General features: G+C 56.9%; 19 protein-coding genes. 11 read left to right on the forward strand and 8 right to left on the reverse strand.

Annotation, left to right across the window (positions count from 1 at the left end; all coding sequences use genetic code 11):
• The first annotated feature begins 182 nt into the window (after window positions 1-182).
• Window positions 183-1,283 (forward strand): bifunctional hydroxymethylpyrimidine kinase/phosphomethylpyrimidine kinase, encoded by a 1,101-nt coding sequence (gene thiD, locus I6J23_RS05510; RefSeq protein WP_204581230.1) that lies wholly within the window; start codon window positions 183-185, stop codon window positions 1,281-1,283.
• 251 nt (window positions 1,284-1,534) lie between these two features.
• On the opposite strand, the gene I6J23_RS05515 is transcribed toward thiD, so the two are convergent.
• The 5 genes from I6J23_RS05515 to I6J23_RS05535 form a co-directional block, all read right to left on the reverse strand.
• The gene (locus I6J23_RS05515; protein WP_204581231.1) at window positions 1,535-2,029 is read right to left on the reverse strand and encodes a mycothiol transferase; all 495 of its coding nucleotides are present in this window, start codon (window positions 2,027-2,029) and stop codon (window positions 1,535-1,537) included.
• 252 nt (window positions 2,030-2,281) lie between these two features.
• Entirely contained in the window at window positions 2,282-2,758 is a 477-nt protein-coding gene (locus I6J23_RS05520; RefSeq protein ID WP_204581232.1) for a GNAT family N-acetyltransferase, read from the reverse strand.
• Window positions 2,759-2,907: 149 nt separating this feature from the next.
• The gene (locus I6J23_RS05525; protein ID WP_204581233.1) at window positions 2,908-3,870 is read right to left on the reverse strand and encodes a lactate/malate family dehydrogenase; all 963 of its coding nucleotides are present in this window, start codon (window positions 3,868-3,870) and stop codon (window positions 2,908-2,910) included.
• A gap of 588 nt (window positions 3,871-4,458) precedes the next feature.
• Window positions 4,459-6,285: an APC family permease gene (locus I6J23_RS05530; protein WP_239454823.1), complete on the reverse strand. Its 1,827-nt coding sequence runs from the start codon at window positions 6,283-6,285 to the stop codon at window positions 4,459-4,461.
• Window positions 6,286-6,925: 640 nt separating this feature from the next.
• Window positions 6,926-7,090 (reverse strand): hypothetical protein, encoded by a 165-nt coding sequence (locus I6J23_RS05535; protein ID WP_204581234.1) that lies wholly within the window; start codon window positions 7,088-7,090, stop codon window positions 6,926-6,928.
• A gap of 65 nt (window positions 7,091-7,155) precedes the next feature.
• On the opposite strand from I6J23_RS05535, the gene I6J23_RS05540 reads away from it, so the two are divergent.
• From I6J23_RS05540 to I6J23_RS05575, 8 genes are all read left to right on the forward strand, one after another.
• Entirely contained in the window at window positions 7,156-8,193 is a 1,038-nt protein-coding gene (locus tag I6J23_RS05540; RefSeq protein WP_204581235.1) for a sulfite exporter TauE/SafE family protein, read from the forward strand.
• Between the two features lie 480 nt (window positions 8,194-8,673).
• Window positions 8,674-10,512: a nitrite/sulfite reductase gene (locus tag I6J23_RS05545; protein WP_204581236.1), complete on the forward strand. Its 1,839-nt coding sequence runs from the start codon at window positions 8,674-8,676 to the stop codon at window positions 10,510-10,512.
• Window positions 10,509-10,823 (forward strand): hypothetical protein, encoded by a 315-nt coding sequence (locus I6J23_RS05550; RefSeq protein ID WP_239454825.1) that lies wholly within the window; start codon window positions 10,509-10,511, stop codon window positions 10,821-10,823. Before I6J23_RS05545 ends, I6J23_RS05550 begins: the two co-directional genes overlap by 4 nt.
• Window positions 10,824-10,910: 87 nt before the next feature.
• Complete coding sequence (locus I6J23_RS05555; protein WP_204581237.1) at window positions 10,911-11,147, forward strand: hypothetical protein; 237 nt, start codon at window positions 10,911-10,913, stop codon at window positions 11,145-11,147.
• Window positions 11,148-11,186: 39 nt separating this feature from the next.
• Window positions 11,187-11,855 carry a phosphoadenylyl-sulfate reductase gene (locus I6J23_RS05560; RefSeq protein WP_204581238.1) on the forward strand — a complete coding sequence of 223 codons (669 nt, stop codon included), beginning with the start codon at window positions 11,187-11,189 and terminating at the stop codon, window positions 11,853-11,855.
• A gap of 94 nt (window positions 11,856-11,949) precedes the next feature.
• A complete protein-coding gene (cysD, locus tag I6J23_RS05565) occupies window positions 11,950-12,876 on the forward strand; it encodes a sulfate adenylyltransferase subunit CysD (protein ID WP_204581239.1) in 927 nt (308 codons plus the stop codon).
• Window positions 12,876-14,270 carry a sulfate adenylyltransferase subunit 1 gene (locus I6J23_RS05570; RefSeq protein ID WP_239454827.1) on the forward strand — a complete coding sequence of 465 codons (1,395 nt, stop codon included), beginning with the start codon at window positions 12,876-12,878 and terminating at the stop codon, window positions 14,268-14,270. Before cysD ends, I6J23_RS05570 begins: the two co-directional genes overlap by 1 nt.
• 62 nt (window positions 14,271-14,332) lie before the next feature.
• Complete coding sequence (locus I6J23_RS05575; RefSeq protein WP_204581240.1) at window positions 14,333-15,352, forward strand: sirohydrochlorin chelatase; 1,020 nt, start codon at window positions 14,333-14,335, stop codon at window positions 15,350-15,352.
• A 169-nt stretch (window positions 15,353-15,521) separates the two neighbouring features.
• Here I6J23_RS05575 and I6J23_RS05580 read toward each other — a convergent pair whose 3' ends face one another.
• Window positions 15,522-16,892 carry an FAD-dependent oxidoreductase gene (locus tag I6J23_RS05580; RefSeq protein WP_204581241.1) on the reverse strand — a complete coding sequence of 457 codons (1,371 nt, stop codon included), beginning with the start codon at window positions 16,890-16,892 and terminating at the stop codon, window positions 15,522-15,524.
• A 544-nt stretch (window positions 16,893-17,436) separates the two neighbouring features.
• Here I6J23_RS05580 and pta point away from each other — a divergent pair.
• Window positions 17,437-19,008: a phosphate acetyltransferase gene (gene pta, locus I6J23_RS05585; RefSeq protein ID WP_239454829.1), complete on the forward strand. Its 1,572-nt coding sequence runs from the start codon at window positions 17,437-17,439 to the stop codon at window positions 19,006-19,008.
• Between the two features lie 21 nt (window positions 19,009-19,029).
• Window positions 19,030-20,316 carry an acetate kinase gene (locus I6J23_RS05590; protein WP_239454831.1) on the forward strand — a complete coding sequence of 429 codons (1,287 nt, stop codon included), beginning with the start codon at window positions 19,030-19,032 and terminating at the stop codon, window positions 20,314-20,316.
• A 115-nt stretch (window positions 20,317-20,431) separates the two neighbouring features.
• On the opposite strand, the gene I6J23_RS05595 is transcribed toward I6J23_RS05590, so the two are convergent.
• Together I6J23_RS05595 and I6J23_RS05600 are read right to left on the reverse strand one after the other, a co-directional pair.
• On the reverse strand, window positions 20,432-20,668 hold the full coding sequence (locus tag I6J23_RS05595) for a hypothetical protein (RefSeq protein ID WP_204581242.1): 237 nt from the start codon (window positions 20,666-20,668) through the stop codon (window positions 20,432-20,434).
• Between the two features lie 345 nt (window positions 20,669-21,013).
• Window positions 21,014-21,832 (reverse strand): L,D-transpeptidase, encoded by an 819-nt coding sequence (locus I6J23_RS05600; protein WP_204581243.1) that lies wholly within the window; start codon window positions 21,830-21,832, stop codon window positions 21,014-21,016.
• Between the last annotated feature and the right edge of the window lie 5 nt (window positions 21,833-21,837).

A 21,837-nucleotide genomic window follows, 5' to 3' on the forward strand; every position in this document is an offset into this window, starting at 1 on the left:
GCGTTGTTTTTCGGGGAGCATTCGAGGGTTTGGCTATGTGGAGCGGCCTTTTCACCGTGGAGTGACGTGGCAAAACCTGCGTACCTCCACCCTTGGCAAATGGGCGCGGACTCGGGTGTTCTCGGGCGCGATTGACCTTAAGGAACCTGTTCTTCATCAGTGATCAGGCTTACTGTGTAGGCATGACTTCTTCACCTTCTTCCTCGGACAGTGCGCTATCTGACCGGCTGTCGCCCGTCCCCGTTGTTTTGACCATTGCTGGATCGGATTCGTCCGGTGGTGCAGGGATACAAGCAGACCTAAAGACGATTTATGCCCTCGGCGGCTTTGGCTGCGTTGCCATTACAGCTGTTACCGCCCAGAACACCCGGGGTGTCGATGGCGCCGAATACATGAGACCTGACTTTGTGGCCCAACAAATCCAATCGGTTGCCGACGACTATCCGATCGATGCGATCAAGATAGGCATGGTGGGAAGCGCTTCGATTGCCGACGCGATCGCCGGGAAGGTGGAGGCGTTATCGCTTCCGGTACCGGTGGTGTGGGATCCCGTTATGGTGGCGTCAAGTGGAAGCTCGTTAGTGGACGGACATTCGGGAGCGACGGATGGTTTCATCAAACTTGCCCGGTGTGCTGACGCTTTAACGCCCAATGGCCGAGAGCTTGTAGGACTCTGCGATATGGTGGGAGTTGCTGTGCCTGCGACGCTAAGAGAACACCTTGCAGCATCGGTGGGGGACGCCTCGGCGGAGGATAACCAAACGCCCGCAGCGGAGGGCGGCGCTGGTGACTCCGCTGATCAGTCGTCGTCACTATCATCTGCTATCGCAGAAGCGGCATCCGCTTTGTCAGCGACGTTGGGAACTGTCATTGTTGTTACGGGTGGTCCCGATAACGGATTCGGTGATAATGGGCCGAAGGTCACCGAGGTCGTAGCTGAACAGGGCGAAACGGTTTTCCTAAGTCATAATCGCGTGGACACGACTAACACGCATGGCACTGGTTGCACATTCAGCTCGGCTTTAGCCACGTACGCTGCCCTGCGAGTCTATGAATCCAATAAGGACGGTGTGGTGGCTTCTGGTAAAGGTAGCGGCACACTGGATTGTGATTGGCGAGGTGCAGTTCAGGATGCCGCAACATGGACGCGCCGGGCACTGATTGCAGCGGATGACCTTGATCTAGCCATTGGTCTTCATCGAAATAGGGATCTTAGTGGCACGCCACAGCCGGCCCACGTGAAAGGGAATGCGCCTCTAGATCACTTTTGGGCAATGCGGTAGCTGGCCCGCTCAAATGTCGTGGTTGAGGCGTCGTAACAGATTGATCCTGGCTGATCAATTGTTGCTGAGGCGTCATAGCTGATGGTTGCCGCTGATGGTTGTCTTTAATGGTTGCCCAGGAAGACTGGGCATCCGCCCGGATCGGCGCGTGGGAAGGCCGGGCTCCCACGAACGGGAGTGCAGGCGGAGTAATGCGGAGCTTTGAGGTATGTGGGTCGCTGGAGGCAAGAGGGGGATCGGAATCTTTTGCCCTAGAGCTCAGGCATTCCAGCGATATATGCTGCCTGCCCGACATGCTGGGCAGCGTCGTCGACAATTGAAATCATACGCACACCGCGAGTCACTGCCGGTGTCCAGTTCCGGTCAATAACGTCGTCCCAGTCAAGACCCGATTTCGCGTACTCGATGAGGGAAGTCAACGTTTCAGTGACATAAGCAACCAGCAGCTTTTGGTCATTAACGACGATGGAACGCGCTTCCTCGGAGGAATGACCGTAGCCTAGTGAATCGCCGTGGCTTAGAGCGAAGCGGTCTTTGAACCCTTGCGCTGTCCACAACTGCTCGGAGCCGTTGAGCTGAGACAATTGCATATCCACCTCGCGGCCAGCATGCCACAGCAGCCATGCGATGGAGTTATCATGGCCACCCGGGTGGGCGTTAAGTTGCTCTGGGGTGAGGTCCGGTAGGTTGTGAACAGCATCGATGGGGCGGGAGGCAAAATCAACGAAAATCTCTGTAGCGTCCATACCTCCGTTGTACACGGGGCGTGGTGTGGCTGCAGGACAGGGCGAAGTGGGGTGGGAGCCGAGTGTGTGCATCGCGCCACTCGTTGCACATACCCCAGCAAACACTTGTCGCAAACGCTCGTCTCAAACACTGGTAGCAAAACTGTCTAGTGCGTAAAAGTGCTTAGTGCTACTGAGTGCTGGGAGGGGAGAAACACGCTGACCCTAGATAGGGCAACACGACGATGCGATTAGCCGTTGTCTAACGGCAACTTAGATTCGCATGCTCATGTGTTTATGCGGTCGTCCGGCTTCTTCGAACTCTTCACCGTCAACGACAAAGCCGAAGCGTTCATACCACTCAACCAGGTGTGATTGAGCATTGACTTCAACTAACGCGCCTTTGTGAGGATCGATGCCGGCCGCGCGCTCCTTGCACACCTCCAGTGCCTTTTCCACTAGTTGCGTGGCGATTCCACGGCCACGAGCGTTTTCTGCCACACACACCCGCCCAATGTGCTGTCCTTCGTCGGGCTTGCCGTAGACACGAGCAGTTCCGATGAGACGTAGCCCGCCGTCGGTCTCGTACGCCAATAAGTGTTGTGTACCAGGGTGAATATCGGTGTCGTCGATTTCCTTATATGGGCTTTCTTGCTCATGAACAAAGATATCAACGCGCAATTTGTATAGGTCATGAACCTGAGCGACAGTCATATCCATCAGGCGCTTACCGGTAACGTAGACGCTCATGTCGACTCCTTCGTGTTCATGTCGTGATCATTCACAATGACGTGTCGGATTGGTCATCTGCAGGATGGCTCGATCTCCGGGGGTGGTAGATCGGCCACCGGGAAGGTGGTAGATCGGCCGCCTACGGGCGCGCTTATTTGGTTGCTCGCTCATTTGATCGCTTCAGCGTACACAGCGCGAATTGAATCAGCCGATTCCTCTAACTTCTCTTGCTCCCACGCGTCGACAATCGGAGGAAGGCGGCGGATCAAACCCTCGGCACCCAGAACCGCGGGGACGGACATGGAGATATCGCCCAAACCATATTCGCCATCGAGGCGTGAGCAGACCGGATGGACAGAGCGCTCATTAAGCAGAATGGATTTGGCCAGCACATTAGCCGAACGAGCGACCCCCGCGTCGGTCCATCCCTTAGCGAAGAAAACGTCGTAAGCGGAGTCAACAACCCGTTGCTTGATGTCATCACGAGACGGTAAAGTCTTCCCACTCCAACGCTCAAGCTCAGACCACGACACGCCCTGCACGTTGAGGTTAGAAAGAATCGGAACAGCAGTAGTTCCGTGTTCCCCCATCATGTAACCAGTGACCGACTTTGGATCAATCCCCAACTCTTGTGCAACGGCCCAGCGCAACCGAGCCGAATCCAGCATTGTGCCAGTTCCCAATACTTTTGACGCTGGGTAATCAAATTCCGTCGATGCAATATGCACCACAGCATCCAGCGGATTCGTTATGAAAATGATGACCGGTTCCTTGGTCCGTTCGGACACATTTTTCATGACGTCGCGAGCCGCTTGAGCACCGACCTTCGCGAGAAGAGAACGTGGCGGCACATAATCTGGCCGATCCGGATCCGGGATTATCGACGCGCCCGCTGCACAAATGATGACGTCAGCGTCGCGGGCGTCATCATACGTGCCTTCATGAATGTACGTATTTGTTGTTCCGGGGACGCCGGTTGATTGAGAGTGGTCAAGCCCCTCGCCGAGAGCTAACCCATCCTTCGTATCAATAACAGCGATCTCGGAATATAAACCCGACGCCATCGCGAATGTGACCACGGACGACCCCACATGGCCTAGGCCTACCACCACAAGTTTTGTTGAATGCATACCTATCACAGTAGAGCGTTCCCGTTTAATGGTCACGCTGGCTGCCCGAGGGGTATGTGGGCTGCGGAACGGTCACGCGGGCGGCCCGATGGTCATGTGGGTGAGTCTTTGTTTAGTCACTTTTCCGGATGCTGTGGCCCCTTGGCATCCTGTGTGCAGGTTTTCCCGAGTTAATTTGTAGCCGTGCGAAGGAGTGGATTGATTCTCGTGCAGTGATCGTGCGATTTTGCCGGGTAAAACGCCCGTTGTTGCAGTTTTGCGGGGGGACATGTCGCCGCGATAAAAACTGCGGGGGGATATGGCAGATTTTCGGCGATTTTTCTTGCAAATACCCCCGCTTTTCTCGCGGAAACGACGTATGCCCCCGCAGTTTTAGCTAGGCCCCGTTGTAGCTAGCCCCTTGGCCTCAAGCTGCTTGGCACCACCCTCCCTAAAAATTCACGCTCTCTGGCACCACGCCCCACTCCACAAACGCCCAACCACGCCAAACCCCCCATCCCACGTGGCCCCCACTCCATAAGGCCCTAACCACGCCAACCTCGGAGGCGTAATTAGCTCCTTACTTCCGTGCTTCGCCACATAGGCAAACTATGCTTCTATTGGCGCAAGCACGGTGTCTTTTTCGGAATCCGTCACCGTATCCGCCGAAACCCTTGTCGTTGTTTCGCCACGGGCTTCGCGCGTAATAGCGTTGGCAAGGAATTCGACTCGCTCGGCCGGGAACGAAAAATGGATCGCCATCCAATAAATTGCCAGTGAGAATATAACGATGACGGGCACAGCAGTGTCGAAGCGAAGAACGCCGATTCCGCCGTCGTAGTCTCCTAGGTAAGAAATAACGGCTAGGCCGATGAGCCATGGGATGTACCAGAAGCCCGCGCGGAAAGCCATGTTGTAGCGGTTCATTGCCTCGTGATGGCTGAACACCTTGTTGACACCCAGGAGAACTAGTCCCAGACCCATAGCAATGAATAGTTTGAGGTCAGTGGCCCACCCTGTCCAGTACACCAGAAGGTTCGACGACATGAACCCCAGCAGGGGAAGGAGATGTCCAAACGGTGCTTTGAAGGTGCGTTGATGGTGGGGTAGTCGGCTGCGCAGCGCTGCCATTGTTAGTGGACCTGAGGCAAAGGATAAGACCGTGGCTGAGGAGATAAACCCGGCCATTTGTTGCCATGAGGGGAAGGGCAGGAAGAGCACAAGTCCGACGACAAAAGCGACGACCATGGAGAAGACGGGGGTGCCGTGTCGGTTCGTTGTGGCGAGTTTAGCTGGGGCGTTACCGTTGCGGGCCATGCCGTGTGAGATCCGGGCTGTGGTCGTGACGTAGATCAGTCCGGTGTCTGCAGGTGACACGATGGCGTCGATATAGAGGAGGACGGCTAACCAGCCCGCCCCTAGCATCGTCGAAATTGCCGCGAGGGGGCCGAATGAGTCGCTGAAGTTGAGATTGGACCAGTGTCCGCCCATATTAGCGATAACACGATGGGGAAGGACACCAAGAAAAGCTGTCTGAAGTCCAACGTAAATCAAAATGCAAATAAGAACGGATCCGACGACAGCAAGAGGAACGTTTCGACGCGGATTACTCGTTTCGCCGGCCAATTCGATGCCTTGTCGAAAGCCCAAGAAAGAAAAGACGATTCCGGAAGTTGCAATGGCAGTGAAAACACCGTGCCAACCGTGGGAGAAAAAGCCCTCACCCGCGGTGAAATTGCCACCGTGAAAACCGAGTGCGACAAAGGAAACAATGACCAGGCTGATAATCCCTAGTGTCCACCACACTAATACGTTATTGATACGACTGAACCAACGGATTCCGAAGTAATTGATGACGACGAATACGGCCATGAGCAGTATCGCAAGCACGATTCCTAGCGGCGTGAGCGTGTGCACAGTCTGCCCGCCGACCACATGCTCATGCGTGAACGGGCCGTATTTCGTGGCGTAAGTGAGCGCGCCCATGACTTCGATCGGAGGAAGTGCGAGCGCCGCAATCCAGTTGATCCAGCCGGTCATATATGAAGCGAAACCACCGAATACGACATGCGGGTAGCGCACAACCCCTCCCGAAAGGGGAAACATGGTGCCGAGCTCTGCGTAGCACAGGGCAATAAAAAGGATCATGATCCCGCCGAGTGCCCAAGAAATTATTGCCGACGGACCTGCCGCTTGAGCAGCCACCATTGATCCAAACAACCATCCGGAACCAATGATGGATCCAACACTAGCGAACAAAAGGCCAATACTGCCGACCCCTCGGTGCAAGGAATGGCCTGCTTGTGGGTTGGTGGTGCTGTCCGTGGCTGTCCCGGTGTGGGTTAGGTTTCCGCGTGTTCGTGCGGACGTTGCTTTGGCGGTGGTTCGGCTGCGAACAAATCCCGCCATTTTTGGTGTGACCTCAGGCGATGCCATCTCGGTCTCCCTTCGCTTGAACAATTAATTGTTCGTTACGCTAGACCTTTACGGAATGATTCTTAGTATCGGAAACAATAATTTAATATTTCTTTGCATTTTTGCTGGTGGAGTAGGTGTGAGTAACGAAACGGAAATAAAACACGGGGATTATGTGGACCTGTGTGTCGACGAGGAAGTTGTGGGCGAAATATAAGCCCATGGCGGGGTGTCACTAGGTAATTTCGCTTGTTAACCTGGAGTGACGTGCCCGTTATGTGGCGTAGTGGTGTAGTGGCGTAGTGGCCCTTGCCGCGTCCGAGTTTGTGCAACCTGCCGATGTACACAGGTAGCGGCGTGGTGGGCGTGTGTGATGTGCCGGGAAAATTTGTCGACGTCGTGTTCCGTGTGATCATGCGTGAGATACAGTTCCTGCCCGGTGTCAGGTTCCCCTAGGTGCTTCGCTTCGTGTAGCAATCTTGCGGGGGGATATGGCTGGTGCGGTAAAACTGCGGGGGGATATTGCAGATTTTTGGCCATTTTCCAGGCATATACCCCCGCTTTTCTCGAGAAAACCGCATATTCCCCCCGCAGTTTTAGTACGTCGAAGGCGTCCGCGATCCGAATTTGAGTCCATCGGCGAAATATGACCGCGGGCGGTTTAAAAATCGACGGTGAGGTCACGTTCCCACCTAGGGGTGAGGTCATGCTCCCACCCAGGTAGGTCCTTCGGTCCATCCTTCTGTGCGCCCAGGTAAGCAAATCGGGGACACCGTGTCGCAGAAATGTTGACGACACTCATGGGGAGGGGTACGTTTGCTGTCAATACAAAGACCGCTCAGTCTACTTTAGGCGAACGGAACTCAGACAAAGTAGTGCGAAGGCGAACCCATGGAAGCAATCATTATTTTTCTCCTGATTGGCGTCGGTGCGCAGCTGGTCAAGGGAAGCATGGGCATGGCTTATGGGGTTACCTCAACAACGCTGCTGGTGTTCACCGGTGTGCAGGCGGCAACGGCGTCGGCAATTGTTCACCTCGTTGAGGTGGGCACCACCCTTGCGCTGGGGCTTAGCCATTGGAAAATGGGAAATGTCGACTGGAAACTGGCCTTATCGCTGGGGGCACCAGGTGCGTTCGGAGCATTTGTTGGCGCACGTGTCCTTGGCCAGGCAAGCGCCTCAGCAGCACGTCCGGTGACCGCCGCGATTCTCGTCGCCTTGGGGACGTTCATCGTTTTGCGATTCATCGGACTCGTCACGATTCAAGCGAAGACAGTGTGGGGACCGAAACGCCTCGGCGTCCTTGGTTTGCTGGTCGGCGGTCTGGATGCCACGGGCGGCGGTGGCTGGGGGACGATGACTACGTCGACGCTGATGGCGGCCGGGAAACGGGAGCCGAGGCGGATAGTTGGTACGGTCCTGGCCGCGCAATTCCTCGTCGCAACTGCGGCGACGCTGGGCTTCATCCCCGTGCTGAGTAGAGAAGTTGAGCACCATGCCGCGCCGGCATTAGGCCTGTTCATCGGCGGGATTGTTACCGCTCCGTTCGCCGCGTGGCTTGCTGGAAAAGTCAATGCGTCGGTTCTCGGCGGTGCGGTCGGTGTGCTGCTTGTCGGGCTGAATGTCAAGGTTTTATTTGATGCTTTCGGCGTTGGCCACGCGTCTCAGTGGGAGGCGGTCGCCTTAGCTGCTGGTTTTGGGATGATTGCAGGCAACTGGGCCCGGCTATACGCCCAATCTCGAGAGGAAAAGTCCAGTTCAGAAGTGTTTTCGACCCATAATGGCGCTGGCTCACGTAGGGGATCTACCTCGCGTTACCCCGAGTCTGGCGTGCACACGGATGTACATGGGGCAGAAGTGATCACGACAGGAACTGATGTCACACCTGATCGGACATCTAGTGCAGTTTCAGGGGCGCGATGTCCTTAAAAAGTTGAAGAAATAGACAGAGCAGTCTAGAATTTGGCCACAATTAAAAACAGCTTGGTCTATCACTAGGGGATCGACTGGGACTTGAAGGTTATGCAGTGCGCTGGTTGCGTTAAACCCCGTTTATCAGGTGAAACAGACTCCGGTGAGGCACATAATAACTGCTTCGCAAATGAAGCGTTGTGATGGTCCTTCCGTAGCGAAGCCAGAACAATCACCGTGCTTGGGATGGTGGACTACTAATCGCACCTTCTCGACCAACGGGTAGCTGACGCCTCACGTCACTCCGTCGCCGGCGAGTCCCTAACAATTGTTGCCGTATGAAGATCACGTAGTAATGGCCAGATAGCGAGAATGCTGTCCAACCAGGACTACAGCCAACGGTGTTCGATCCGATAGCCCTCGCGACGTGAAATTCCGAATTCTTAACGCAATCCAATTAATCCACTTTCTCGCCACAACCCAACGAAGGACAAACCAGTGACAACTCCCACCCGTAATGAAACAACTCAGAACGATTCTTCCGTTACCAGCGTTAATGATTCACCCCGTGCCCAGAGACCGGGTGAGCGGGCTACCCGGGGGCAGAGGGCCGGCGGACGCGCTGCCGGTGGACAAACTGCCGACGGACGTACCGCGGGCGGACGCGCTGCTAGTGGACGCTCTCGGCCCCGCCGGAAGCCGAAGCCCCAAGGGCAGTGGGCAGTAGATGGCCACGAAGCCCTCAATGACGATGAAAAGATCAAGGCCGAAGACGCCGGTGTCGCTGTCGCCCAGCGCGTCCGAGATATTTACGCCCTTCAGGGATTCGATTCCATTCCGGCGAATGATCTTGCCCCACGCTTTAAATGGATCGGCCTTTATACTCAGCGTCGTCAGGACATGGATGGAGAGCAAACAAGCATCAAAAGCAATGCTGAGCTCCAGGACCATTACTTCATGATGAGAGTCCGTTTAGATGGTGGCGTTGTTAATTCGGAACAACTAACGGTTATCGGCGAAATTTCTCGCGACTTTGCCCGGGGGACGGCCGATTTTACGGATCGCCAGAATGTGCAGCTGCACTGGATTCGAATTGAAGATGTTCCGGAGATTTGGGATCGCTTAAACAGTGTGGGTTTGTCTACGAATTTTGGGTGTGGCGATGTCCCGCGCGTCATTCTGGGATCGCCAGTGGCCGGCGTCGCTGCTGATGAAATTATTGATGCAACACCAGCGATTGAGGAAATTAAAAATAATCGCCTTCCTAAGCCGGAATATTCGAATCTCCCGAGGAAATTTAAAACCGCAATTTCGGGAAACTCTCGCCAAGATGTTACACACGAAATTCAAGACCTTTCGTTTATTGGGGTTAAGCATCCTGAGCACGGGCCCGGCTTCGACGTCTGGGTAGGCGGAGGCTTGTCGACGAACCCCATGCTCGCTCAGCGGCTCGGCGTTTTCGTTTCCCTCGACGAGGTTCCTGACGTGTGGGAAGGGATTGTCTCCATTTTCCGCGATTACGGATATCGACGGCTACGTAACCGCGCGCGCTTGAAGTTCCTGGTCGCTGATTGGGGCGTCGAAAAGCTACGTGCTGTTCTGGAAAACGACTATTTAGGCCATCCGCTCCGTGACGGTGTGGAGCCGCCGGTTGCCCCAGGTTATCGGGATCATATCGGTGTTCACGACCAGCAGGACGGGCTGAAGTACGTTGGCGTCAAACCTACGGTGGGGCACACTGAGGGCCGTCAGCTGATTCGCTTGGCTGAACTCGCCGATAAATTCGGATCGGGTCGAATTCGAACTACTCCGAATAAAGAACTCCTGTTTCTCGACGTCAAGCCGGGGCGCGTACCTCATCTACTTCATGCCCTGGATAACGAGGGCCTATCGGCGAAGCCTTCGAGTTTCCGGCGCGACATCATTTCATGCACGGGTTTGGAATTCTGCAAACTTGCCCTCGTTGTGACAAAACAACGCGCAATTCGGTTAGCCGACGAACTTGAAGAGCGCTTAGGTGATCTCGACGTTCCACTAAAAATCAGTCTTAACGGTTGCCCCAACTCATGCGCCCGGACGCAATTGGCGGACATCGGCCTCAAAGGGCAAATTGTGACTGACCAAGATGGCAACCGCGTTGAAGGGTTCCAAGTCCACCTCGGAGGGGCCCTTGGATTTCACCCTGATTTTGGACGAAAACTACGTGGCCACAAAGTGACGAGTGCAGGGCTCGCAGATTACGTCGAAAGGCTTGTCACCAAATATAAAGCCGATCGAAATAAAGGTGAACAGTTTCGCGAATGGGTACTCCGTGCTCCAGACGAGGACTTGCAATGAGCACAGCAGCAATCAATAACGAGGTTCGCCACCATTCTGAGATGGGACCGAATACGCATTCTTATACTGCCCACACAGATTTTCCAGAGGAGGATAAGGCGCCGAAACTTCATCGTGATGTTCCCGGAAAGAAAGGCCATTCGAATCCGAATCGGGCCGTCGTCAATAACTGTCCCTATTGTGGTTCGGAATTGCTCTTCCCTGATACGCAAACCGAATACGCCTGGGAATGTCGGGAATGTTGCCATGTTTTCAGCGTGAAATTCCATGGATACCTACCCAGAAATGTAAATAAACAAAACGAGCAGTAACCACCACTCACCGGCGGAATTCATCAGCACACCAATGACATGAGCCCCGCCACAGTGAATATCGGTGAAACTAAGGAGTGACTCTCCATGTCTACCCCGACAACGGATCACGGCGAACATTTATCGACGACGGATGCGCCTGATTCCCGCAGCGCAGCGGACACCGCGCCCGACGCCCTGAGCCCAGAGAGCATCGCGCAGACGTCGATCGTCCGGCACACTCGTGGCATCGAAGACCCTGTCGTCGAAGCATGTGACGGAGATTCACAGGTCAACGGCGGCAGCGTCAACCACACAAAGGCCAATGACGAGAGCGCCGACTAGGATCGCGGCGGTGGCGTCGACAATGATTATCGGGCTGAAATGCTGAACTTGGCCCTTGATTATTCCGCAGAACTGGAAAACGCCACCGCCGAAGAAATCATGCAATGGGCGAATGACCACATTCCGAGGCTGGCGGTCACGTTATCTATGCAGGACACTGTTTTAGCTGATCTCGCGGAGAAATATGCTCCCGCCGCCGACCTTGTCTTTTTAGACACCGGCTATCATTTTCCCGAAACGCTTGATGTCGCGGATGCCGTGGAAAAGCGGTATTCGAACCAGCTTATTCGTGTTGTCCCTCATCTCACCCGCCATGAGCAGGACCAACGCTATGGCAAGGACCTCTACGCAACTGATCCCACACTCTGTTGTCACATGCGAAAAGTCGTACCGCTTCAGGAAACTCTGGCGGACTATCCCGCGTGGGTGACGGGGCTCAAGCGCGTCGATGCCCCGTCGCGCGCTCACACTCCTGTCCTGGAAATCGACAAGGCAGGGCGACTGAAGATCAATCCCATCATTTCCTGGACTGATGGCGACGTCGAAAAATACATCGTCGAGCACGAGTTGATCCGGCACCCCCTAACGACGCAGGGATACCCGTCTATTGGATGCGCGACGTGCACGGCGCGAGTGCAAGCGGGGGAGGACCCGCGTTCCGGGCGCTGGCAAGGAAAGGAGAAAACCGAGTGCGGTCTGCACGTGTAGGCCGCGCCGGCGCGTCACCCCCAGTGGCGCCCGCCACCATCTGTTCGTCCCCCACCTTTAGCTATCCACCGCCACCCTAAAGATAGGAAAAACCATGACCGTAGCCGCTCCGACGCGCGTAGCATCCTCTTTACCTGCACATTTAGCGCTACTCGAAGCAGAAGGCATCGATATTATCCGACAAGCCGCTGGCCAAGCAGATCGCGGTGCCATTTTGTTCTCCGGCGGCAAGGACTCTGTTGTCGTCCTTGAACTCGCACGCCGCGCATTTGCTCCCGCGTCGATACCCTTTGAGCTCCTTCACGTCGATACCGGGCATAATTTTCCGGAAGTGTTGGCGTTTCGTGACGCGATTGCCGCCCGCCCCGGCGTCACCCTTCGCGTCGCTAAGGTTCAGGACTGGATCGACCGAGGTGAACTCCACGAGCGTCCCGACGGCACACGCAACCCGTTGCAGACCGTCCCCCTCGTCGAGACTATTGAGAATCAGGGATACAACGTCGTCCTTGGCGGGGCACGACGCGACGAAGAAAAAGCCCGCGCGAAGGAACGCGTGTTTTCCGTGCGTGATTCATTCGGCGGGTGGGATCCACGTCGGCAACGCCCCGAACTATGGGGCATCTACAACGCAAAAGTGCAGCCCGGCGAGAATGTTCGCGTTTTCCCCATCTCTAACTGGACGGAAGCCGACGTCTGGGACTACATCGACGCCCGGCACCTCGAACTCGCCCCCATCTACTACGCCCACCAGCGCGAAGTGTTCAAACGCAACGGGATGTGGCTCTCACCCGGAGAGTGGGGCGGCCCGCGCGACGGCGAAAAAATTGTCACAAAGACAGTCCGGTACCGCACCGTCGGTGACATGTCATGTACGGGAGCGGTCGAGTCCGAGGCCCGCACCAATGCCGACATTATCGACGAAATCCGCCGCTCAACCACGACCGAACGCGGTGCCACCCGCGCAGATGACAAATTATCCGAATCCTCTATGGAGGACAGGAAGAAAGATGGGTATTTCTAATGTCTCACAGCACAACCGCCGCACTCGATGCCGCCCGCGAGACGGCTAACGTCCCCAATGAGACCCCCACCACGGCTAACAACGAGCTTCCCACCGTTCGGCTGTGCACCGCGGGTTCCGTCGATGATGGCAAATCCACATTCGTCGGCCGGCTGCTTCATGACACGAAATCGATCCTCAGCGACCAGTATGAAGCAGTACAACGCTCGTCAGAAGCCCGGGGTCTAGCGGAGGCGGATCTCTCGCTTTTGGTCGACGGTCTCCGCGCAGAGCGCGAGCAAGGCATCACCATCGACGTCGCCTACCGCTATTTCGCCACGGACCAGCGTAAATTCATCTTGGCGGACTGCCCCGGCCACGAGCAGTACACGCGCAACACTGTCACCGGAATGTCCACCGCAGATGTTGTCATTTTGCTTATCGACGTGCGCAACGGAGTAGTCCGTCAAACTAACCGACACGCGACGGTCGCGGGCCTCCTTGGCGTCCCGCATGTCGTCGTCGCCGTCAACAAAATCGATTTGGTGGACTACGACGAAGCCACCTTCCGCACCATCGAGGACCAGGTTGCAGCATTGGCCGACCGCGCGCACCTCAACGATGTCCGCGTCGTCCCGATCTCCTCGCTCAAGGGCGACAATGTGGTGGAACGGTCCGCCCGAACGCCGTGGTACACCGGCCCCAGCGTCGTCGAAATATTAGAAAACATTGACGACATCAACAGCGTCGAAGACACGGCTGACCAGGATCTTCGCCTGCCGGTGGACTACGTTATTCGCGATCACGACTCCGAATACCGAGGCTTCGCCGGCCGAATCGCGGCAGGATCCGTCGGCGTCGGTGATGACGTGACGGTAACAGGCGGCCGCACTGCTCGAATCACTTCGCTCAGCATTGCTGGTGATCCGGTCGGAGAACCGGCCCGTGCGGTTGCTGGCAGTTCCGTGAGCGTCGAACTGGACACCGATATCGACTTGTCACGTGGCGCGCTGATCGCAGGAACACCTCATCCAGACACCACGAATACCGTCGAGGCCACCGTGGTCCACACCAGCCAACGGCCGCTCGTTGTCCGTCGGCGGTTATTGTTGCGCTACGGTGCGCACACCACGAAAGCCCAATTGTCAGATATTCAAGGCATTATCGACGTCGATTCCGGCGAATTACTCTCCACGCGCCCTACCGAATTCAATGATGAACCCGTGACGACGCTGGAATCCAACGAACTGGCCCGCGTCACGATCAAAACGCGGGATCGTATCCCATTCGAGTCCTACCAACCTGGCGGCAAAATCGGGTCTTTCCTTCTTATCGACGATCAGACGGGCGACACCGTGGCCGCCGGTTTGGTCCTTCCGCCGAAAGCTGAGCAGACGGAGAGATCACAGGCGTGACGGTCATGAACGTGGCGGTAACGGGGCTAGACGGACACGATCGTGAGTAAGGAGGGCGCACAGTGAAGCACTCTGTATCGAAGCGCCCGGGACCGAAGCGGCCGGGACAGAAGCGCTCGGGATCGCAGTGCCCGGGATCGCAGCGCTCTGCGTTGATTTTGTTAGCCCACGGCAGTCGGCATAACCATGTGACGCATGCGCTTCGCGATATTACCGACGCCGTCGCCCGCCAATCCCGCATTGCCGGACGCTTCGGAGTCCACATGGCGTTTTTGGATCACGCCGAGCCCGATTTAGTGCAGGTGAGCGCACGTTTGGCCGAGCTGGGTTACGACCGCGCTGTTGTCGTGCCACTTCTCTTTACCGACGCTTTCCACTCGCGTGTCGACGTTCCCGCGCAGGTGAAGGAGGCACAGAATGTATCCGGACTGGCGATGTCCATCGCGCGCGGTTTGGGGACGGGCGGCGACCTGGCCGCCGTGTTGGAGCAGCGGTTTAGCCAACTGGTCCCTGAGGAAGCGAACTCGTTAGCGACCACACCCGCCCCGGTGATTCGCGTTCTTTACTCTGTGGGCAGTTCTGATCCTGTGGCTAATGATGCTGTCAGCCGTCTAGCTGCGAGTATTGGTGCCGCCTCTGTTGCAGCAACGGGGGAACATCCGAAGGGCGTCGCCGCTATTGACCACATCATTACTCATCACGGGGAGACCATTAATGGAGACCCCCACCATGGCGGCACTGACCACGGCGGCCCAGACGAGGGGCCACGAAAGAAAGATCGGTCGGTCACTGAACTGGGGGCATCATTCGTCGATCCTCTGGTCGTCGTTCAACCCTTGTTCGTAGCACCGGGAAAACTGTGGGCGATGGCGACTAAAGAAATAGCCCATAGGCAGGGGAAATTTGAGTCGCCGGGACCAGATTGGCCACACACGCGCGTCACCTACAGCCGAGGTGATACTCCCCAGGCACGGGGTCACTCTCATGCGACACTCGGCCTGTCCGGTGCCAGGTTCCGATGCGGATCCCCCCTTGGCGTCGATTTAGCACCCATGATCGCAGAGCGGGCGTGTTCAGTGTAAAGAACCCCCGAACTCCACGTGCCCCGGCGCTTCATCGTCGACGAAGCTCGGGGCTAATGGTGTGGCTAATAGCATCGCGCGTCAACGGGGTTGTGCATCATCGGGGTAGTGTGTCACCGGGGTTGTATGCCCCCGAGGCCTGCACCTCATCCGCACCCCGGCACCGTCATTATTTAGCGCTCACGCGTGAATGAACCACCATGTCGTCCCACTCGACAACCTTCTTGCGCTCGCGGTGTTCTTTTTCGCCGAGCTCATGCTCATATGCCTCGAGCGCGTGGTAGCCCTCCCAGGAGGTCACCTCGACACCCTTATCGCGGAGCAACTCCAGCACGGCGTCAGGATCCGCCGTCTCTGGTTCAGTGAGCAAACCATTATCAAGGTCTTCCAGCAGGCAGTCGACGGTTTCGTTTGCGTCGCCCTTGGTGTTTCCGATCAAGCCGACAGGTCCGCGTTTAACCCATCCCGTGGTGTACAAACCGTCGAGTGTTTCCTCCGACCCGGCCTGACGCACAATGCGTCCGGCGATGTTGGGAATCACGTGGTGCTTGTCGTCGAAGGGGATCTCCTTGGCGGGATCAGACCGGTACCCGACGGCGTGATAGACAGCCCCCAACTCCCAATCCTTGTATTTCCCGGTGCCGCGGATTCCACCATGTCCATCGAGTTCGGTGCGCTCGGTCCGCAACCCGGTGACCTTGCCGTCCTTAGTCAAAATCTCAACCGGCGACTCGAAGAAATGGATATACAGCTTATGGGGACGGTCTTCGATCTCACGGATCGCGTACTGCTCCAGAATGCTGCACACCATGTCCTGGATCTTGGAACTCCGACGAGTAGCTTCGGAAGCCTCGTCGTATTGAATATCTTCGGGGTCCACAATGACCTGGATGGTGGGGGACTTATCCAGTTCCTTGAGCTCCATTGGCGTGAACTTTGCCTGCGCAGGCCCACGACGCCCAAACATGTGGACTTCCGTGGCCTTATTTTTCTTTAGCGCCTCGTACACGTTGTCAGGGATTTCAGTCACATGCAGCTCGTCGGCAGTTTTGGCTAACACACGTGCGATATCGACCGCGACGTTACCGACACCAACAACTCCGACTTTCTCGGCGTGTAAATCCCAATCGCGCTGGAAAAGGGGGTTGCCATCATAAAAGCCAACGAATTCTCCCGCACCCCAGGAACCGTCGGCACCTTCACCAGGAACGTTCAGCGAGCGATCCCCGGTGGCTCCCGTCGCGAAAATCACGGCGTCGTACAGAGATTGGAGTTCGGACAGGGTGATGTCCTTGCCGTATTCCACATTCCCGATCAACCGGAGCTCAGGTTTGTTCATCACCTTGTGGAGCGACTTAATAATTCCCTTGATGCGTGGGTGGTCGGGCGCAACGCCGTAGCGGATAAGGCCAAAGGGGGCTGGCATTTTCTCAAAAAGATCAATGGCGACGTCGCCGTCAAATTTCTTCATGAGGGCATCTGAAGCGTAAATACCAGCTGGCCCGGAGCCAATGACGGCCACACGTAGAGGTCGATCCATGGACTGAGGTTCTCCTTTTATTGCGATGTAATTGAGATGTTTGTCATGCGATGCGCTTGTATCCGGAATGCTTCCGACGACGAGCCGGGGAGCATCGACGTTGCGTTTATGTCATCCGCGTAATCGTGACTCGCGGAATCGTGATTCGCTGCTCGACGACCGCGATTAATGACGGATACCCGACGACGGCAATTACCGACGGCGGCAATAACCCGTGGGTAACCGGCACGATCGATGGCGGTTGAACTCCACGAATCCGAAACTATACCACTCTGTCTACTTTTGTTGTGGGGTCGGGTACCCCAGCGGCTGCCCGTTGGTACGTTACTGCAAATTCATGGCGCGTCAATCCCCGCGAAAGTGGCAAATAGTCGCGAAAGACACACACAAACGGAATAATGAAGGGCATATCCGCATATGTGCCAAACCCCACAAAGGTGAATCATCGGTGGTTCAGCACACGTGCGCCGGAACAGCGAGTAAGCCGAGTAACCAGACTGCGTCATCAACGCGTAGCGCTGAGTAATTGTGGAGGTTTAATCATATGCCGCGTGCCCTATACATCGACGTCGGAGGAGCTTTCGGATCGTCGGCAGGCGACGCCCTACCCGCACCCCTTCAGGGAGAAGTCACCCGAATTATCTCCGGAGAGTCAGGATCATCCGCTGACTCCGCAGCGCTTGTTGCAGAGGCAGTGGAGAAGGTATCCCAGGCGAAAACATCCCAGGCGGAGGCATCCGAACAGGACACATCCCACCCCAACGGAACGCAGGGCGCACTCGTTGCCACCGGAGACATCACCGTCGATTCACGCATCGCGGCCAGCATCGGCGTCCCAGTCGTTCTCCTGTTCCTTACCGACGCCGCACCCGCCCCACTTCGCGTCTCACTTAGCATCTCTACAGCCGCCCATGAAGGGGCCAAGGTCGCAGCCGTCGTGACCCGCGACGGCCTTGCTATCGACGGCGTCCCAACCAGCATCCCCGTCATCGCAGCCTCCGACGAGGCCGCGCTCGACTCCGCGGTGTCGTCGGCAGTGGGGGAGAGCGGACACCTCGACCCAGTCATCGGCCCGGAAGTTTTTCAGCACAACCTCATTGACCAAGCACGCGCCTCCGGAGCGCGCATTGTCCTCCCCGAAGGCGACGACGACCGTATCCTCCGCGCCGCCGACTGGCTCCTAGAACACCACGTCTGCGACCTCACCATCCTCGGCAACCCCGATGACATTGCGGCACGGTCTAAGGAACTGGGCCTCAACCTCAGCGACGCCACCATCGCCAACCCTCAAGGCACCGACGACGAATCCGTCGAGCAGGCGGAAAAATTCGCTGCTACCTTCGCTGAACTGAGGAAAAAGAAAGGCATCACCCTCGACGATGCTCGGGAGACAATGAAAGACATCTCCTACTACGCCACCATGATGATCTACGACGGCCAAGCCGACGGCATGGTGTCCGGTGCCGCGCACACCACCGCACACACCATTAGACCAGCGCTACAAATCATCAAGACCGCGCCGGGTTCCTCCGTCGTCTCCTCCATCTTCCTCATGGTCATGCGTGGGAAACTCTGGGCCTTCGGAGATTGCGCTGTTAACCCGAACCCCACCTCCGAACAGCTGGCAGAAATAGCCGTCACCTCCGCAGATACCGCCGCCAGCTTCGGAATCAACCCCCGCGTCGCCCTCTTGTCTTACTCGACGGGTTCCTCAGGAGCGGGCGATGACGTCGATAAAGTCACCCGCGCGGTAGAACTGGCGCAGCGTAAAGCCGCCGATGCGCCACGGAATGGCAGTCCCATCGCTATTGACGGGCCAATCCAGTTCGATGCCGCCGTTGAGCCATCCGTCGGCAAGAAAAAAATGCCCGACTCTGACGTTGCTGGGCAGGCCACGGTCTTCGTTTTTCCCACTCTCGACGCAGGGAATATCGCGTATAAAGCGGTCCAGCGCACCGCTAACGCATTGGCTGTGGGGCCGGTACTTCAGGGCCTGAACAAACCAGTCAATGATCTCTCCCGCGGAGCCACGGTGCCGGACATCATCAACACTGTGGCCGTCACAGCAGTGCAAGTGGCCGCACAGACCAGCACCCGCGATTCCGCACAGTCCTGACCCGCCACAGAGAGAAGCGACATGATGAAGACAAGCGACACACCGACCCCGGCAGGCACCTCCGTGGCGGCAGACACATCCACCCAGACCGAAGCATCTGACAACCACAATGAAGAACTGGTGTTGGTGCTCAACTCGGGTTCGTCGTCAATAAAGTTTCAGCTGGTCAACCCGGCTAATCACGCCACAGATGAACCCTTTGTCTCCGGGCTTGTGGAGCAGATCGGTGAGGAATCAGGGCACATCACTATCAAGTACGCAGGGGAGAAGCACACCCGTGAGCTGCCCATTCTCAACCACACAGTGGGGCTCGATGAAGCTCTGAACTTTTTGGACTCACTCGGCGTCGGGCTATCCACACTGAACCTGGTGGCGTGTGGGCACCGCGTTGTCCACGGTGGGCGCCTGTTTAACAGCCCCGTCCTTATCGACGACGAGGTTGTCGGTTTGATCAGGGACCTTATTCCGCTGGCCCCGCTACACAACCCTGCCAACCTGGATGGCATCACGGTCGCGCGGAAAATCCTGCCCGACATCCCCCATGTCGCGATTTTCGATACCGCCTTTTTCCACTCGCTCCCGCCCGCAGCCGCTCTCTATCCCATCGATGCCGAAACGGCCATGAACTACGCCATCCGGCGGTACGGGTTCCACGGTACGAGCCACGAGTACGTTTCCCAACATGTGCCCGATCTGCTGGGTAAACCACCCCACCAAGTGAACCAAATTACTCTGCACCTGGGGAACGGTGCCTCCGTGGCGGCAGTCCGTGGCGGCCACGCCGTGGACACCTCAATGGGAATGACCCCCTTGGCGGGCATCATGATGGGCACCCGTTCCGGTGACATCGACCCCGGCATCGTCTTCCACCTTGCCCGCAACGGCATGACCATCGACGAGATCGACGACTTGCTCAACCGCCGGTCCGGCCTCAAAGGCATGAGCGGAGTGAACGACTTCCGTGCCCTCCAGGAAAAGATCGACCGCGAGGACCAGGACGCGTGGAGTGCTTACAACATGTATGTGCACTCCATTCGACGTTTCGTAGGGGCATACATGCTCATTCTTGGGCGCTTAGATGCCATCACGTTCACGGCAGGAGTTGGCGAGAATCACGCCGGAATTCGCCGCGACACCATGGCTGAACTGGAGAATTTCGGCATCATTATCGACGACGAGCGAAACAACTCGCCGTCCCGTGAAGCGCGGCTCATTTCTTCTGACGACTCTCGCGTAAAAGTATTTGTCATTCCGACGAATGAGGAACTAGCTATCGCGCGTTATGCCGCGGGCTTCGCTCACCATTAGCGATGGGGTTACAGCGAGATGTATGACGAGGGTTCTGGCCTCTGGTAAGAACGCCACGCGTGGGGTGTTACGTGTGGTGTGCTTTGCGTGGGGCACGGGTGCCGATTTCGACGTGCTATGCCCGAGGGCCCTGTTGCGCCTGTGAGGGCGTCTCTGTGGTGTCTGGCCGAGTGGCCCGGCGGTTGAGCGACCAGCGGATAAATTGAAAAACAGACGCAGCGATGATGATTCCTGCGAAAAGGCGGTTAGTCCATGACTCGTCGATGTAGCCCTGGGCGCGAACGACCAGTAAGAGAACGCCGGCGAAGAACATGACGGCTGCGAAGACTTTGTCGTTATATTGCATCGTCACATCTCTCCGTCCAGTTCTTGTTGCAAGGTCATTCGCCGTTACTCTCGTCGGCAACCGCCACCGTACATTTGTCGGGAATAAGCGGCACTCATTCGTCGGCGATAGCCCGATGGCGTCGTGTGAGGTTATCAAAAAGTCCCCGTCGTAACGGGGACTATATGGTGCTACACCAAGCACCTGGGTGTCCAATAGAGAACACATCATACGGCGCAGGCTCGGCTGCGCTCATCGTCGATGCACAAGCCGATATTTCAGCGCGTCATGGCGCTTCCAAGGATGTCATACCTTTAGGCTGCTATTTCTAGGCAGCGATGACGTGCCGGCTACCTCCAAGGCCGACGTTGTTTAGAAGATAAAGACGTCGTCGCCAACTTGGAGAGTATTGAAGTAGTGCTCAGCATCCTGGTGGGAGAGGTGGATGCATCCTGCGGACTCGCGGTTCAGAGATCCTTCGTGGAATGCCATGCCGGAGTTCGTGAAGTACACCGAGTAAGGCATCGGAGCATTATTGAACTCATGGCTCACCTCGTCCTTCACCTTACGAAGAACCTTGTGCCAGCCTGGAGTCGTTTCCTGTCCCGGAGCGCCAGCAGTGATGGGAACCGGGCCGTAGGTGATGTTCTTGTGGCCATCGGTCAACCAGGAGCGACGAGCGCCGAGGTTCACGCAAGCCTCTGCGCCATCCTCACAGGGCGCAGTTACTGCATTCTCTTCAGCAGCGCGCTGAGCGGCCTCTGCTTCAGCAGCCTGGCGCGCCTGCTCCTCAGCAGCGCGGGCAGCGGCATCGCGTGCAGCAGCCTGCTGAGCTTCCTGGTCAGCAATTGCGTTCGGCCAGATGGCGTTGATCCAGCCATCGACGGTGGTGCGGATCCAGTTAGCAGCGTTCGGGTCTAGCTGCTCAGTGTTCTGGTAGACGCTGTTGCGCCAATCCAGGGCGATGGTCTTGCCGCGGTCTGACGCAGTGCGGGCGAACTCATTGAACTGATCTCGCGCCTGGTTGAGAAAATCCTGCGGGTTCGTCGACGAAATAGCCGGCAGGTCCTCCGCACGAGCGGGAGCAGGGTTAGCAACTGTGGCGCCGCCCGCGAGAGCTGCGATGGCGGTAAGCGACGCGGCTGCGGAGACGCCGATACGGGTGGAAATTCGGCGATGAGCTTTAGACATAGTGC

It is taken from the genome of Corynebacterium kroppenstedtii (assembly GCF_016894245.1).
In the GTDB taxonomy this organism is placed as follows: Bacteria; Actinomycetota; Actinomycetes; order Mycobacteriales; family Mycobacteriaceae; genus Corynebacterium.

Excerpts from the sequence above, each read along its gene's own strand:
- pta (WP_239454829.1), top strand. The coding sequence starts at position 17,437 with ATGCCGCGTGCCCTATACATCGACGTCGGAGGAGCTTTCGGATCGTCG.
- cysD (WP_204581239.1), top strand. The coding sequence starts at position 11,950 with ATGACCGTAGCCGCTCCGACGCGCGTAGCATCCTCTTTACCTGCACAT.
- I6J23_RS05570 (WP_239454827.1), top strand. The coding sequence starts at position 12,876 with ATGTCTCACAGCACAACCGCCGCACTCGATGCCGCCCGCGAGACGGCT.
- I6J23_RS05515 (WP_204581231.1), bottom strand. The coding sequence starts at position 2,029 with ATGGACGCTACAGAGATTTTCGTTGATTTTGCCTCCCGCCCCATCGAT.
- I6J23_RS05580 (WP_204581241.1), bottom strand. The coding sequence starts at position 16,892 with ATGGATCGACCTCTACGTGTGGCCGTCATTGGCTCCGGGCCAGCTGGT.
- I6J23_RS05600 (WP_204581243.1), bottom strand. The coding sequence starts at position 21,832 with ATGTCTAAAGCTCATCGCCGAATTTCCACCCGTATCGGCGTCTCCGCA.
- I6J23_RS05550 (WP_239454825.1), top strand. The coding sequence starts at position 10,509 with ATGAGCACAGCAGCAATCAATAACGAGGTTCGCCACCATTCTGAGATG.
- I6J23_RS05525 (WP_204581233.1), bottom strand. The coding sequence starts at position 3,870 with ATGCATTCAACAAAACTTGTGGTGGTAGGCCTAGGCCATGTGGGGTCG.
- I6J23_RS05540 (WP_204581235.1), top strand. The coding sequence starts at position 7,156 with ATGGAAGCAATCATTATTTTTCTCCTGATTGGCGTCGGTGCGCAGCTG.
- I6J23_RS05520 (WP_204581232.1), bottom strand. The coding sequence starts at position 2,758 with ATGAGCGTCTACGTTACCGGTAAGCGCCTGATGGATATGACTGTCGCT.
- I6J23_RS05530 (WP_239454823.1), bottom strand. The coding sequence starts at position 6,285 with ATGGCATCGCCTGAGGTCACACCAAAAATGGCGGGATTTGTTCGCAGC.
- I6J23_RS05555 (WP_204581237.1), top strand. The coding sequence starts at position 10,911 with ATGTCTACCCCGACAACGGATCACGGCGAACATTTATCGACGACGGAT.
- I6J23_RS05560 (WP_204581238.1), top strand. The coding sequence starts at position 11,187 with ATGCTGAACTTGGCCCTTGATTATTCCGCAGAACTGGAAAACGCCACC.
- I6J23_RS05590 (WP_239454831.1), top strand. The coding sequence starts at position 19,030 with ATGATGAAGACAAGCGACACACCGACCCCGGCAGGCACCTCCGTGGCG.
- thiD (WP_204581230.1), top strand. The coding sequence starts at position 183 with ATGACTTCTTCACCTTCTTCCTCGGACAGTGCGCTATCTGACCGGCTG.